The organism is Roseixanthobacter glucoisosaccharinicivorans (genome assembly GCF_043195095.2).
GTDB lineage: Bacteria > Pseudomonadota > Alphaproteobacteria > Rhizobiales > Xanthobacteraceae > NCEH01.
This window is the reverse complement of the sequence record NZ_CM195538.1, coordinates 1,087,953-1,101,376: the sequence shown is the minus strand read 5'-3', so window position 1 is coordinate 1,101,376 and position 13,424 is coordinate 1,087,953. Positions and strand designations below refer to the sequence as shown.

The 13,424-nt window shown below is 68.1% G+C and carries 13 protein-coding genes; 8 read left to right on the top strand and 5 right to left on the bottom strand.

Going from position 1 to position 13,424, the window contains the following annotated elements; all coding sequences use genetic code 11:
- Positions 1-21: 21 nt before the first annotated feature.
- A complete protein-coding gene (locus V5F78_RS04795) occupies positions 22-1,101 on the top strand; it encodes a sensor histidine kinase (protein ID WP_394066082.1) in 1,080 nt (359 codons plus the stop codon).
- Positions 1,095-1,838: a LytR/AlgR family response regulator transcription factor gene (locus tag V5F78_RS04790; protein WP_394066084.1), complete on the top strand. Its 744-nt coding sequence runs from the start codon at positions 1,095-1,097 to the stop codon at positions 1,836-1,838. The genes V5F78_RS04795 and V5F78_RS04790 overlap by 7 nt, the downstream gene beginning before the upstream one ends.
- Before the next feature lie 186 nt (positions 1,839-2,024).
- Here the strand turns inward: V5F78_RS04790 and ugpE are convergent, their stop codons facing one another.
- The 3 genes from ugpE to V5F78_RS04775 all read right to left on the bottom strand — a co-directional run bounded on the left by ugpE (position 2,025) and on the right by V5F78_RS04775 (position 5,219).
- Positions 2,025-2,876 carry a sn-glycerol-3-phosphate ABC transporter permease UgpE gene (gene ugpE, locus V5F78_RS04785; protein ID WP_394066086.1) on the bottom strand — a complete coding sequence of 284 codons (852 nt, stop codon included), beginning with the start codon at positions 2,874-2,876 and terminating at the stop codon, positions 2,025-2,027.
- On the bottom strand, positions 2,876-3,760 hold the full coding sequence (ugpA, locus tag V5F78_RS04780) for a sn-glycerol-3-phosphate ABC transporter permease UgpA (RefSeq protein ID WP_394066088.1): 885 nt from the start codon (positions 3,758-3,760) through the stop codon (positions 2,876-2,878). Before ugpA ends, ugpE begins: the two co-directional genes overlap by 1 nt.
- A 208-nt stretch (positions 3,761-3,968) precedes the next feature.
- Positions 3,969-5,219, bottom strand: a complete 1,251-nt coding sequence (locus V5F78_RS04775) for an Hsp70 family protein (protein WP_394066090.1) — start codon at positions 5,217-5,219, stop codon at positions 3,969-3,971.
- Positions 5,220-5,469: 250 nt separating this feature from the next.
- On the opposite strand from V5F78_RS04775, the gene V5F78_RS04770 reads away from it, so the two are divergent.
- On the top strand, positions 5,470-7,209 hold the full coding sequence (locus V5F78_RS04770) for a hypothetical protein (RefSeq protein WP_394066092.1): 1,740 nt from the start codon (positions 5,470-5,472) through the stop codon (positions 7,207-7,209).
- Between the two features lie 38 nt (positions 7,210-7,247).
- On the opposite strand, the gene V5F78_RS04765 is transcribed toward V5F78_RS04770, so the two are convergent.
- A complete protein-coding gene (locus V5F78_RS04765; protein WP_394066094.1) occupies positions 7,248-7,898 on the bottom strand; it encodes a YcgN family cysteine cluster protein in 651 nt (216 codons plus the stop codon).
- Between the two features lie 173 nt (positions 7,899-8,071).
- On the opposite strand from V5F78_RS04765, the gene V5F78_RS04760 reads away from it, so the two are divergent.
- The 5 genes from V5F78_RS04760 (at position 8,072) to V5F78_RS04740 (ending at position 13,042) form a co-directional block, all read left to right on the top strand.
- Positions 8,072-8,197, top strand: a complete 126-nt coding sequence (locus tag V5F78_RS04760) for a hypothetical protein (RefSeq protein ID WP_394066096.1) — start codon at positions 8,072-8,074, stop codon at positions 8,195-8,197.
- Entirely contained in the window at positions 8,194-10,374 is a 2,181-nt protein-coding gene (locus V5F78_RS04755; protein WP_394066098.1) for a transglycosylase domain-containing protein, read from the top strand. The genes V5F78_RS04760 and V5F78_RS04755 overlap by 4 nt, the downstream gene beginning before the upstream one ends.
- A gap of 91 nt (positions 10,375-10,465) precedes the next feature.
- Positions 10,466-11,041 (top strand): DUF1214 domain-containing protein, encoded by a 576-nt coding sequence (locus V5F78_RS04750; protein ID WP_394066100.1) that lies wholly within the window; start codon positions 10,466-10,468, stop codon positions 11,039-11,041.
- A complete protein-coding gene (locus V5F78_RS04745) occupies positions 11,038-11,685 on the top strand; it encodes a DUF1254 domain-containing protein (protein ID WP_394066102.1) in 648 nt (215 codons plus the stop codon). The genes V5F78_RS04750 and V5F78_RS04745 overlap by 4 nt, the downstream gene beginning before the upstream one ends.
- A gap of 607 nt (positions 11,686-12,292) precedes the next feature.
- Complete coding sequence (locus tag V5F78_RS04740; RefSeq protein WP_394066104.1) at positions 12,293-13,042, top strand: sulfotransferase; 750 nt, start codon at positions 12,293-12,295, stop codon at positions 13,040-13,042.
- 36 nt (positions 13,043-13,078) lie between these two features.
- Here the strand turns inward: V5F78_RS04740 and V5F78_RS04735 are convergent, their stop codons facing one another.
- A complete protein-coding gene (locus tag V5F78_RS04735; RefSeq protein WP_394066106.1) occupies positions 13,079-13,423 on the bottom strand; it encodes a DUF1491 family protein in 345 nt (114 codons plus the stop codon).
- Position 13,424: the final 1 nt, after the last annotated feature.

Sequence of the window (13,424 nt, the reverse complement as noted above, 5' to 3'; positions counted from 1 at the left end):
GTGAGGAGGCAGGACGCGGTCTTGGCGCAAAATCCGCTCGCCGCCTGGTGGGCGCGGCGCCCCGCGTTCCTGCGCGCCCAGGTGACGGGATGGAGCCTGTTCTCCATCGTTGACCTCACCAACCGATGGGTCTCCTACGAGAATTTCGGCATCTCGCTCGGCCTGACCGTGATCGCGCTGCCGCTGCTGATCCTCTCCACCACCGCCATGCGCGCCGCCTATCTCAAACTCGGGCTCGACGCCGCCATCACCGTGCGCGCCGTGGCATGGATCGCCGCCCTGTCGTTCGCGGCCGCGCTCTTCCTGGTCGGCTGCATCGGCGTGGTGCGCGATTATTTCGGCTGGCCCATCCCCAACTGGCGCCCGCAACAGCAGGTGCTGGCGCCGCTGATCTATTATTTCTTCACCATGATGGGCTGGAGCCTCGCCTTTTTCTGGGTGCGGGCGGAGATCGGCGCGCGCAGCGACCGCCAGCGGGTCGCGCTGGCCCAGGCCGAGGCCTTGCGCGCCGAATTGCGCGAATTGCGCCTCCAGCTCGATCCGCACTTCCTGTTCAACGCCCTCAACGGCGTCGGCGAGGAAATCCTGGACGATCCCGACGCCGCCCATGTGATGGTGCACGAGCTTTCCGATTATCTGCGCCATTCGCTCGCCACCCATGACCAGCCGGTGGCGAGCGTCGCGGCCGAGGCGGCGAGCCTGGCCGCCTATCTGCGCATCCAGGAAGCGCGCTTCGGCGACCATCTGGTCGCCACCCTCGACGTGGCGCCCGAGGCCGCCGGCCGCCCCATCGCCAGCTTCCTGCTGCAGCCGCTGGTGGAAAATGCCATCAAGCACGGCACCCGCCGCCACGGTCTGCGCATCGACATCGCGATCCAGACCGAGGGTGAGGGGCTGCGCATCCGCATCGGCAATACCGGCACGCTCGCCCCCGCCGCCAAGCGCCTGCGCCGCACCGGGGTGGGCCTTGCCAATGTGCGGCGACGCCTCGCCCTGCACTATCCCGGCCGGCATTATTTCACCCTGCACGAAGCCGCGCCGCCGGGCGGCGCCGGGCGGCGGGTGGTGGCCGAGCTGATCCTGGAGGGCGCGCCGTGCTGAGCGCCGTGATCGTGGACGACGAAGTGCGCGCCCGCCGTGCCATCGCCCGCCTGCTCCAGGCCCATCCGCAGGTGCGCATCGCGGGCGAGGCCGATTGCGTGGAAGACGCGCTCGACCTGCTGGTGCGCGAGCCGCCGGACCTGGTGTTCCTCGATATCGAGCTGGGCGACGGCAGCGGCTTCGAGCTGCTCCAGGCGCTGGAAGACCCGCCGCGCGTGATCTTCGTGACCGCCCATGCCCAGCATGCGGTGGACGCCTTTGCGGTGGATGCGGTGGATTATCTGCTGAAGCCGGTTTCGCCCGAGCGCCTCGCGGACGCCCTGCGCCGCGCCCTGCGCCAGATCGGTTCCCCGCCCGCCCCTGAACCCGTGCCCGCCCAGCCGCTCGCCCCGGGCGCGACGCTGGAATTGCGCACGCCCAACCGCACGGTCTTCGCGCCGCCGTCCGATATCGTGGCGCTGCGGGCGGATGGCGATTTCACCCGCGTGTTCCTCGCCGGCCAGCCGCCCTTGATGATGCTGCGCACGCTCGGCACCTTCGAGACCTTGCTGCCGCGCCCGCCGTTCCTGCGCCTCGGCCGCTCGCTGATGGTGAATTGCGACCGCCTGCGCAGCATCGAGACCCCCTCGCGCGACCGGGCGCACGTGGCGCTGGAGGGCTTGGCGACGCCCCTCATCCTCGGCCGCGCCGCCACCGGCCGGCTGCGCGAGGCGCTGGCGGACAAGGGCAAGCCCTGAGCGGTTGGACCTCGGGCCGGAAGGCGTGTCCGGCCCCACCGCGCCCCTTCGATGTCGTCATGGCCGGGCTTGTCCCGGCCATCCACGCGGCGCCGCCGCGAGCCGCTGGATGCCCGGCACAAGGCCGGCCATGACGGCGGGGGCGGGAAGGAGATTTCCCGTCTGGGTTCGCGGCGGTCGACCCGGCTATTTCTCGGTTTCCGTCAGCCCGCGCACGAACAAATTCTGCATCAAGGCGATCACCAGGATCGGCGGCAGCATGGCGAGGATGGCGGTCGCCATCACCAGATGCCACACGGGATCGGACTCCACCGCCGCCGCCGCGAGCCGCTGGATGCCCATGACGATGGTGTAATAGCCCGTGTCCGTGGTCACCAGCAGCGGCCAGAGATACTGGTTCCAGCCATAGATGAAGAGGATGACGAACAGCGCCGCGATATTGGTGCGCGAAAGCGGCAGCAGCACGTGCCAGAAAAACCGCAGCGGCCCGGCGCCGTCGATCAGGGCCGCTTCCGTCAGTTCATCGGGAATGGTCATGAACACCTGGCGGAACAGGAAGGTCGCCGTGGCGCTGGCGATCAGCGGCAGGGTCAGCCCGCCATAGGAGTTCAGCAGCGAGAGGTCCGCCACCACCTGGAAGGTGGGTAGGATGCGCACCTCCACCGGCAGCATCAGCGTGATGAAGATGAGCCAGAATGCCGTCTGCCGCAGCGGGAAACGGAAATAGCAGACCGCGAAGGCGGAGAGCAGCGAGATGGCGATCTTCCCGAGCGCGATCGCCATGGCCATGACGAAGCTGTTCAGCAGCATGCCCCCGACGGGCGGAAAGCCCTGGGTGCTGGAGCCCGTGAACAGAGCGGTGCGGTAATTCTCCAGGAACAGACTTCCCGGCAGCAGTCCGACGCGGCCGGAGAGGAAATCGCCCCCCGAATGGGTGGAGGCGATGAAGGCGAGATAGACCGGCAGCACCATCACCACCACGCCGAGGATTAGCGCGAGATGGGCCAGCAGGCTGAGCAGGCGTCCGGAGCCGGCCATCAATATTGCACCCGGCGTTCGATGTGGCGGAACTGCATCGCCGTCAGCCCGATCACGATCACCAGAAGCACCACCGATTGCGCCGCCGAGCCGCCGAGATCGAGCCCGCCGAAGCCGTCGCGGAACACCTTATAGACGAGGATCGTGGTCGCCTGCCCCGGCCCGCCGCCGGTGGTGGCGTGGATGATGCCGAAGGTGTCGAAGAAGGCATAGGTGAGGTTCACCACCAGCAGGAAGAAGGTGGTGGGCGCCAGCAGCGGCCAGACCACGAAGCGGAAGCGTCGCACCGGCCCGGCGCCGTCCAGCGCCGCGGCCTCCATCAGGCTCGCGGGAATGGCCTGGAGGCCGGCGAGGAAGAACAGAAAATTATAGCTCACCTGCTTCCAGGCGGCGGCCAGGATCACCATCAACAGCGCCTGCTCGCCATTCAGGAAGTGGTTCCAGCTGACGCCCACGGCGTCGAGCGCGCGGGCGAGGATGCCGATGGAGGGGTTGAACATGAACCACCACAGGATTCCCGCCACCGCCGGCGCCACCGCATAGGGCCACACCAGCAGCACGCGATAGGGCCCGGCCCTTTTGCCGATCCGGTCCGCCGCGAGCGCCAGCCCGAGCGCCAGGACCATGGCGAGGACCGTGACGCTGGCGGAAAACACCGCCGTCACCTGGAACGCGTTGAGATAGGTGGGATCGCGGAACAGGGTGGTGAAATTGGCGAGGCCCACGAAGGCGCGCGAGAGGCCGAAGGCATCTTCCGCGAACAGCGAGGAGACCACCGCCTGCCCCGCCGGCCAGACAAAAAACACGAGCGTGATGGCCAGCTGCGGCGCCAGCAGCAGATAGGGCGTCAGGGAGCGTGGAAAGGTGACGCGCTTGGCCTGCATCTCAAGGTCCGTCTGCGCCGCGCGGGGTGCGGCGGAAGAAAACGGCCCGCCCGCCTGGAAAAGGGGGATGCGGGCGAAGCTCCGCGCGCGTCGCGGCGGGCCATCCTCATGCATGGGCCTGACAGGGGCGTGACATGAGCATGACGAACGATAGGCGAAGGTAAAGCGGCGCACCAGCTTCATGGCGCCGCCCTTGAAGGACGACGGGCTATCGCCCGTAGCGCCGTCCGGCTTCCACCGCGAGCCCGGTGCCCACCGAGCCGAACGTATCGCCCGCAACGATCCGCGCCTGCGGCGCCATGGCGACGATGGCAGAGCGCACATGGGCGAGACGCGTCGAACCGCCGGTGAGGAACAGCGCGTCGATGTCGCTCGCCTTCACCCCCGCCTCCCTCAGGCACTGGGTGATACGCCGCGCGATCCGCCCGGACAGGCTGTCGGTGTGGGTCACGAGGTCGTCATGGACGATGCCGACTTCGAGCGCGGGTTCCAGCCAGGCGAGGTCGATCGCCGTCTGGCCGTCCTCGGAGACCGCGATCTTCGCGTCCTCGGCGGCCATGGCCAAGGTGTGGCCGCGCTCCTCGCTCACCACATGGGCGAGCCGGCGGATCAGCTCGGGGCGCGCGGATTCGCGCTCCATCTCGCGGATCGAGCGATGCACGCGCGGATCGTACAGGCGGTTGATGGAGGACCAGGTCGCAAGATCCTGGAACAGGCTCGCTGGGGCGGAAAGGCCTTGCCGCTTCATGGGGCTGCCATGGCCGAGCAGCGGCATCACCATGCCGAGGCTGAGCGCGCGGTCGAAATCCGTGCCGCCGATGCGCACGCCGTCATTGGCGAGGATGTCGTCCGCCCGGTCCGGCTTGTCGCGCCGGTCGGGGCCGATGCGCACGATGGAAAAATCCGATGTGCCGCCGCCGATATCGGCGATCAGCGCCAGTTCTTCCCCATTCACCTGCCGCTCGTAATCGAGCGCGGCGGCGATCGGCTCGAACTGGAACGAGATGTGTGAAAAGCCGATCTCTCGCGCCACGTCGCCCAGCACGTCCTGGGCGCGCGCGTCGCCCGCCGCGTCGCCATCGACGAAATGCACGGGGCGGCCGAGCACCACCTGATCCAGCGGCGCGCCGGCGGCGCTCTCGCCGCGCCGCTTCACCTCGGAGATATAGGCGCCGATCACCTTGCGAAACGTGACGCGGGAGCGGCCGACCGCCGTGGTCTCATCCACCAGCGCGCTGCCGAGCACGGATTTCAGCGCCCGCATCAGGCGCCCCTGTTCGCCGCTCACATAAGCGGCCATGGCCGCGCGGCCGATCACCGGCGCGGCGATGCGCGGATAGAAGATGGCGCTCGGCACCGTCACGGCATCACCCTCGACGGGCGCCAGATGCGGCCCGCGTGGGCCGTTGAGGCCAAGGGTGGTGTTGGACGTGCCGAAATCGAGGCCGCAGGCCGCCATGGTGGGTTCCCGAAAACGGAGCGATAAGGGCGTGCGCTGCAACATAGCGCAGAAGGGCGCGCTCGGTACCCCTTCGGCGCGCCAAGATCAAGCCCCGCGCGATGACATCCGCGCGCGTTGCCCCCGCCGGTGCCGGCTCCGGTCCGCGGCGGCGACTTCAATGCGGCGGCGCGGACAGGTATAGACGGTGCGCGTTCGCGAGAGCGACGGGCCGCAGGGCCCCTGCCGAAGCTCCAGAGGTTTTCCCACGATGGATACGAATTATGGCTGGGTGTGTCTCTCCGCCCTGCTCATTGTGGTTTTGCTGCTGGTTCCCGGTCTGTGGTGGAATGCGCGCGCGCCCGCCGCGCGCCGCTTGCCCTCCGCCTTCGTGCCGGTGCCGGGCCTGCTCGCCCTCGCCGCCACCGGCCTGCTGCTGTGGATCGTCCATCCCGCCAGCTCCCTGATGGTGACGCTGCTCTACGGGGGCGCGACGCTCCTCCTCGCGCTCGATCTCGCGTGGCGGTGGTGGCGTGCGGATAGGTGGCGCGCTTCGTTCGGCGACCAGGGTCCGGGCGTGTTCGCGCTCTGGGGGGCGATGATCGCCATGGCCATGGCGGTCGGCCTCAATCCCTTGCCCATCGCCCAGGAATCCCATCTGGAGACGGTGATCCCCGGGCGCATGGTGGCCTCGCCGCCGGACCATCTCATTCCCTACATCACCGCCAGCTATATGTTCCACGGCAAGAATGGCATCGAGCGCAGCAAAGAATATTTCGGCGAATGGTCGGTGGCGGCGCGCGGTCCGCTGGTTCCCCTCGCCACCAATGCGCTTTTCTCCCTGTTCGGCGCCACGCCCCGCGATACGCCGAACCTGGAACGCAAGCCCTGGCCCGGCACCAGCGACGGCGCCTATCTCTCCCGCCTCCTCGGCTGGATCACCAACGCGATGATCGTGCTCGGTGCCGGCCACCTGCTCCTGGCGCTCGGAGTGAAGCCCGCCAGCCGCCCCTGGGTGCTCGGCTGCCTGTGGGTGGCGCTGGCACCGGCGATGCTGATCAATACCGTCTTCCTCTGGCCGAAGGTGCTGGCCGGCTTCTTCATCCTCCTCGCCCTGGCCGCGCTCCTGCGCAGCCGCTGGGGCGTGGCGGCGGGTTGCGGCGTGCTGGCCTGGCTGAGCCATCCGGTAGGCCTGCTGTTCCTGCCGCCGCTCGGGCTGATCGCCCTGTGGACAGCATGCGACGGCGCCGGATCGACGCGGGAGAAGGCCAGCGCCGCTGTGCGGGCGGGCCTGACGTTCGGGCTTGTGGCCGCTTTTCTGATGACGCCTTGGCTCGCCTACAAGGCCTGGCTCGGCGCCCACGACATGTTCATGGACTATATGCTGAGCGATGGCCGGGGGCTTCTCAGGGCCGCCTCGCTCTGGTCCTGGCTCGGCGCGAGATGGGATAATTTTTGGATCACCCTGAGCCCGACCACCTTTTATTATTCGAGCAATCTGCACCAGTGGGTCGACGGTCCGGTCAGCGATCCCCTGCGTTGGACCGTCCAATATGCCAAGACCCTGCCGTCCGGCCTCGGCATGAGTCTCTTCCTCTTCGCCTATCTCGCCCTGCTGCGTCCCAGTGCGGATCCGCGCATCCGCCGCGTGCTGGCCCTGATCGTCCTGACATTCGCGCTCATGCTGTTGCTCCTCGGCTTCAGCCGCGACGGGCTCGGGCGCAATTCCCTGGAACCGCTGGTGCCGCTGATCATCGTGCTGTGCGCCGCGCAGACGAAGGCCGGCCCGGCCTGGATGATCGGGCTCGCCGGGATCTATCTGGAAGGGCGCTGGGTGGAATTCACCGGCTTCATGCTGGAGAAATCCTTCAGCTGGGCGAATGTGCCGCTCGACGCTTGGGTGTGCTGGAGCATCAGCAGCCTCGTGGGGCTGGCGCTGCTGAGCCTCGGCTATGTGGTGCTGGTGCGCGGCACGGACCTGACCGCGCGCCTCGGGCCGGCACCGGCCTGACGCAAGGCGACCGCGACGTGATCTGACGCGCGGCGGCCTCAGGCGCCGGAAAGCGGCTTGCGCACGCGCGCGGCGGCGCGGGCGCGGCTTGCCGGCAAACCGTTTCCCCGCGACCCCTTGGGCCAGCGCAGCGGCCAGGACACGATATGGTCCACCAGCTCGAACAGGCCGAACATCTGTTCGCCGCCCGACACCTTGCCGCGCACCGAGATTCCCGCCTCATGGACCGTCTCGGTCGAGCCGGAGACCAGCGGATGCCACCAGGGCAGGTCCTTGCCCTCGTCCAGCAGGCGATAGGCGCAGGTGGGTGGCAGCCAGGAGAGTTCCGCCACCGCCTCCGGCGTCAGGCGCACGCAGTCGCTGACCTGTTCCTGCCGGTTGGGATAGTCGGAGCAATGGCAGGAATGGGTCTCGAACAGCCGGCACACCACGTCGGTATAGGCGATGTCGCCGCTGTCCTCGTCCTCCAGCTTCACGAGGCAGCAGCGCCCGCAGCCGTCGCACAGGCTTTCCCACTCGGCCGGATTCATGAGAGCCAGCCCCTTCGCGCGCCAGAACGGCAGCGCCGTGCCATGGGTCCCGGGGGCGGCAGGCGACCCAGTTGAGCCCGGCGTGCCAGGCGTGCCCGCGCCCGGCGCGGCATCGGGGAAGGCGGTGGGCGCGGGATCGGAAGGCGAGCGGTCTGGCATGGCCCTCCTTACCACGAAGCCCCGCGCGCCTTGAACCGCGCGGCGAAAATTTACCCCGTCCTCACGTCTGCTTGCGCCGCGTCACGCGGCACTCGCGGCAATCCGCGCCGCGGGTTATAGACAAGGTGGCCCGCCGGCCGCCGTGTTTTTGACACGCGGCTGCACGAGCAAGGATGATGGCGGCGCCCGGCGGGGCGGCGCTGGCGATGGCCGCATGCGGCAATGACGACGGAGAACGGGAGCGCGCGGGGCGCGGCGCGCTTGCGGACAAACAGGCGATGAGAAGCATCAAGCGGTGAGCGAAGGTCCCAAACCCTCCTTCAAAGCCCGGCTGCGCAACGCGCTGCTGGATTTCGACGCGCGCATCGACAGCGCCCTGTTCCAGCTTGGCGCGTTCACCCGGCGGGTCACCAGCGGCTATTCCGCCTTCATGGAGCATTTCTCGCTCTCCGGCGTGCCGCGCTTCCTGGTGGGCATGGCATCGGAAGGGTTCACCCTGGGCGCGGCGGGCTCCGTGGTGGTGCTCGCGCTCGCCCTGCCGGCGTTCCACGAAACCTCCGACGACTGGCTGAAGCGCACCGAACTGGCCGTGACCTTCCTCGACCGCTACGGCAACGTGCTGGGCGAGCGCGGGGTGCGCCAGAACGACACCGTGCCGCTGGCCGATTTCCCGGATTATCTGCTCAAAGCGGTGCTCGCCACCGAGGACCGGCGCTTCTACGAGCATTTCGGCATCGACATCGCCGGCACGTTCCGCGCCGTGGTGACCAATGCCAAGGCCGGCGGCGTGCGCCAGGGCGGCTCCTCGCTCACCCAGCAGCTAGCCAAGAACCTGTTTCTCTCCAACGAACGCACCATCGAGCGCAAGATCAAGGAAGCGTTCCTGGCGTTGTGGCTGGAAAGCCGGCTCACCAAGAGCCAGATCTTCAAGCTCTATCTCGACCGCGCCTATCTCGGCGGCGGCGCCTATGGGGTGGATGCGGCGGCGCAGTATTATTTCGGCAAGTCCGTGCGCGAGGTGAACCTCGCCGAAGCCGCCATGCTCGCCGGCCTGTTCAAGGCGCCGAGCAAATATGCGCCCCACGTCAATCTGCCCGCCGCCCGCGCGCGCGCGTCCACGGTCTTGGACAATCTGGTGGATGCCGGCTTCATGACCGAGGGTCAGGTGTTCGGCGCCCGCCGCAATCCCGCGACCCCCGTGGACCGCAGCGACATGGCGGTGCCGGACTATTATCTCGACTATGCCTTCTCCGAGGTGCGCAAGCTCGTCGACGCGCTGCCCAAATCCATCACCGAGCGCAATTTCGTCGTGCGCACGGGGCTCGATCCCAATATCCAGAAAGTGGCCGAAGCCGCGCTGGACCAGGCGCTGCGCCAATACGGCAAGGATTATAAGGTGGGCCAGGGCGCCATAGTGATCATGGAGCCCAATGGCACGCTGCGCACCATGGTGGGCGGGCGCGATTATGGCGAGAGCCAGTTCAACCGCGCCACCGACGCCCTGCGCCAGCCCGGCTCATCGTTCAAGCCGTTCGTCTATACGGTAGCGCTGATGAACGGCTACAAGCCCACCACCATCGTGCAGGACGCGCCGATCTGCCTCGGCAATTGGTGCCCGCAGAATTACGGCCGCTCCTATATGGGCTCGATCCCGCTGATCGTGGCGCTTCAGCATTCGCTGAACACGGTGGCGGTGCGGCTCGCGGAGAAGTTCGGCCGCGCCAAGATCATTGATCTCGCGCACAAGATGGGCATCACCTCCCCCCTCGCGCCGAGCGCCCCGCTGCCGCTCGGCGCGGCCGAGGTGACGGCCATCGACATGGTGACCGCCTATAGCGTGTTCGCCAATGGCGGGCACAGCGTCTATCCCCACGCCGTGGTGGAGATGCGCGTCTCCAACGGCGAGGTGGTGTGGCGCTTCGACCGCGATGCGCCGAAATCGGTGGAGATCATTCCGCCGAACGTGATCGACATGATCAACCCGATGCTGAACAATGTGGTCGAGAACGGCACCGGGCGGCGGGCGCGGCTGGAGAACATCAAGGTGGCGGGCAAGACCGGCACCACGAATGCCTATCGCGACGCCTGGTTCATGGGCTTCACCGGCAATTATGTCGGCGGTGTCTGGTTCGGCAATGACGATTACACGTCCATGAACAAGATGACCGGCGGCACCTTGCCGGCGATGACGTGGCAGAAGGTGATGGCCTATGCCCACCAGGGGGTTGAGCGCAAATTCATCCCCGGCGTCGGCGACCAGCCGGCCCCCAAGCTGGAAGACAAGCCCTCCCCCATCGAGGTGCCGGAACTGGATTCCATCCAGCGCCCGATCACCCTGTCGCCGCGCAGCACGGAGCGTCTGATCCGCCTGGAACAGATGTTCCGCACCGCGCCGCCCTTGCCGCCCCTGCCCGGTCCGACCGCCATGGGAACGCCCGCAGCCGGCTCCCCTGCGGCGCCGACGCGCACCAATTGACCGGAGCCCGGGACGTGATCGGCATCCAAGATTTCAGCGCCATCCAGGCGTTGACCGGAATTCAAACTCTGACCGCACCGCTGGGCCTGCCGTGCGCCTCGTGACCCTCGCGACCACCCTCGCCGCGGCGGCGGCGCTCGGCCTCGGCGCCACCTATTTCGCCGTCACCCATTCGCGCGGCATGGATATGGTGCGCCTCGGCGCCTGGCAGGGCTGGCCGCGCTCGGGCACCACCCAGGCCGATCCTTATGCCGCCGCCGCCTTCGCGCGCACCGGTGAACTGCCGCTGGAGCTGGCCGACGGCCTGCTGTTCCTCGCCGACCACGACACCGCCGGCGCGCCGCTGGACGGGCGCTGCGACCTGCGCATCTCAGGCTCCCTGCCCCAGTCGCGGCTGTGGACGCTGACCCTCACCGACGACAAGGGCGCCCTGGTGCCGAACGAGGCGGACCGCCACGGCTTCACCAGCGCCGAGTTGGTCTATGAGCCGGACGGCAGCATCAATGTCTCGCTCTCCCCCCGTGCGCGGGCGGGAAACTGGCTGCCGACCGGCGCGCGGGGACGCCTGCGGGTGGCGCTGCGCCTCTATGATGCCCCGTTCAGCTTCGCCTCGGGCGCGCAGGACGAAGGGCAATTGCCGCGCATCGTCACGGAGCGGTGCCCATGACCCTTGCTTCCCTGTTCCGTCGCAGCCGTCCGGCCTATCGCTCCACCGCCCGCGCGCCGGGCCCGGTGGAACGTCTGGCGGCCATCTTCCAGGCGGTGCCCGCGGCCCCGCGCCTGCTGCTGCTGCCCCTCGCGGTGGTGCTGGTGCTCGGGGGCATCGTGCATCTGGTGTCGGTGCTGGCCATGCCGCGGCTTGCCCAGGCCTCGGCCTACCAGCGGCTCTCCGCCCTGGCGCCGCCGAACCGGCTGGTGCTGCTGCCGCAGACCGGAACGCCCGCATTGCCCATGACCGACCCGGCCTTCGTCAGCGCGGTGTGCCGCTACGATTTGCGCGAACGGCCGCTGAAGGTGCGCGTGCCCCAGACCGGCGACTACACCTCGGTCTCGTTCTACACCAATCGCGGGCTTGCCTTTTATGCACTGAACGATCAGGCGGCCGGACGGGTGATCGAACTGGACCTGCTCTCCCCCGCCCAACGCGCGGCATTGCCGGAGGATGAGGAAATCACGGCGGCGGACCGTCTGGTGGTGGAATCGCCGACCACCACAGGCATCGTGCTCATTCGCGCTTTCGCGCGTTACGCAGACGTCCGCGAAGCCGTGCGCAAGCAACTCGAAGCCGCAAGCTGCACCTCTACGCAATAGTGCATCGGAATGAGACGGCACGGCGCGGCAATTCGCGAGGCGATGCCCTTTTCGCTGTGCCTTTTAATCCCCCGGCCTTATTCGCGCGGCGTCCGGCGGTGTGCATTCCGGTGCGCCCGTCGCCGCGATGACCTATTCTCAGCCTGGCGCTTGAGCTCACGCCTGGCGCTTGGACGGCCCTTGCCGCTTGGGCGAACCCGCGCGCTTCGCCTGTCCTTGCATCGGCGGCAGCCGCTTCGGCGCCGGGGCCAAGACCACCGTCACATCGGGGTGACGTTCGATGCGTACCACGGGCAAGATATAGATCTGTGCGCTTTCCCTCGGTTGCCCGTCCTGCGTTGCTTCCCCATCCGCGTGGACGCGCGCTTTTCGCGCCCGCACTCCCCGCGCAGCGGAGAACGATAAAACCGTTCCCATTTCGCTTCTCCTCAAGGGTCACCGTAACCCCTTCAACGCAGATAGGCTCCGAAAGTTTCCTCAGGCTGTGCAATAAGAAAGATTGCGTGCAGATCTTCATACCTCTTAGTGGTTGCGTTCGCCGCCATGTGTGATTTGATCGTGGGCAAGCCCTTCGGTGCGGCGCGCCCGACGCGGAAAATGCCCCCGTATGCCCTTGCGTGATCCGACCGCTCCCTCTCCCTTTCTTTTGCTCGGCGCGGGCCGGGGGGGATCATCGCTTCTGGCGGGCTGCCTGGAGCGTCATCCCGCATTGCTGATTCGTGCGGAACTTGGCGGCGTGGGCGTTCTCATGGGCGCCGATGAGGCGCAGGTCCCGCCGCCTTCCATGGCGCGCCTGCTGGACTACCGCCTCACCCGCTTTCGCGCCCGTTGCGATGGCGACCGCAGGGCCAATCCGGAGCGCATCTGGGGCAACAAGATCACCACCGAGCAGGTGCTCGGGCTGAACGCCCACAATCACTACAATCTCACTCAGGAGCCGGTGCTGGACCGCTTCGTGTCGGCGATGACGGGATATCGGTTCCTGTTCATCATGCGCGACGGGCGCACGTGCGTGGATTCCAAAGTGCGGCGGGCCGGGCTCAGCCATGTGGAGGCGGCCCGGCGCTGGTGCGCCTCCGTGCGGGTGCTGGAGCATCTGAGCGGACAAGGCGTGCTGGCGGGCAGTTTCCGCTATGAGGATCTGATCACGGCGCCGGAAGCCACCTTGCGCGAGGTGGCGGCCTGCGTCGGCGTCGCCTTCGATCCGCTGATGCTGGAGGGGGCCCGCAGTCCGATCCTGCCGGCGGATTATCGCCACGGCCGGTTCGTCAACGAGAAGGCCGCCGAGCGTCCCAACCTGCCGCCGGCCATCGAACATTTGATCCGGCCGGACCTCGACCGGCTCGGCTATGCCTGAAGCCGCACGAGCGGATGGCAGGCGAGCGGACAGCACTCAGCCGGGGGCCACCTCGATGAAGGCGCGGCCGGCCTTGTCCTCGATCTCCAGCAGCCACAAGTCCGGATCGAATCGCATTTCCTTGACCATCCGCGCCTCGCTGTCCGCGTCCGGCGAGCCGGGCGGCACCAGGACCGCGAACAGGCGCGCGCCGGACGTCTCGGCGTCGAAGGCGCTTTGCGGCGCCGGGCCGTAGAGCGCCGCGCAGCCGTCCAGCGTCGCCACTTTCACGAACACCGCGCCGGCCTCCTCCGAGCCGCGCCGGCGCACCGCCGCGAACGCGCCCGCGCCATTGGCGGTGCGGATGATGGCGGCGGCGAAAATGGCGCTCTTCAGCCGCATG

Bases quoted from the DNA above. Each gene is read 5' to 3' on its own strand.
- ugpE (WP_394066086.1), bottom strand. From the start codon at position 2,876: ATGGCCGGCTCCGGACGCCTGCTCAGCCTGCTGGCCCATCTCGCGCTA.
- ugpA (WP_394066088.1), bottom strand. From the start codon at position 3,760: ATGCAGGCCAAGCGCGTCACCTTTCCACGCTCCCTGACGCCCTATCTG.
- V5F78_RS04775 (WP_394066090.1), bottom strand. From the start codon at position 5,219: ATGGCGGCCTGCGGCCTCGATTTCGGCACGTCCAACACCACCCTTGGC.
- V5F78_RS04770 (WP_394066092.1), top strand. From the start codon at position 5,470: ATGGATACGAATTATGGCTGGGTGTGTCTCTCCGCCCTGCTCATTGTG.
- V5F78_RS04765 (WP_394066094.1), bottom strand. From the start codon at position 7,898: ATGCCAGACCGCTCGCCTTCCGATCCCGCGCCCACCGCCTTCCCCGAT.
- V5F78_RS04760 (WP_394066096.1), top strand. From the start codon at position 8,072: ATGATGGCGGCGCCCGGCGGGGCGGCGCTGGCGATGGCCGCATGCGGC.
- V5F78_RS04745 (WP_394066102.1), top strand. From the start codon at position 11,038: ATGACCCTTGCTTCCCTGTTCCGTCGCAGCCGTCCGGCCTATCGCTCC.
- V5F78_RS04740 (WP_394066104.1), top strand. From the start codon at position 12,293: ATGCCCTTGCGTGATCCGACCGCTCCCTCTCCCTTTCTTTTGCTCGGC.
- V5F78_RS04735 (WP_394066106.1), bottom strand. From the start codon at position 13,423: ATGCGGCTGAAGAGCGCCATTTTCGCCGCCGCCATCATCCGCACCGCC.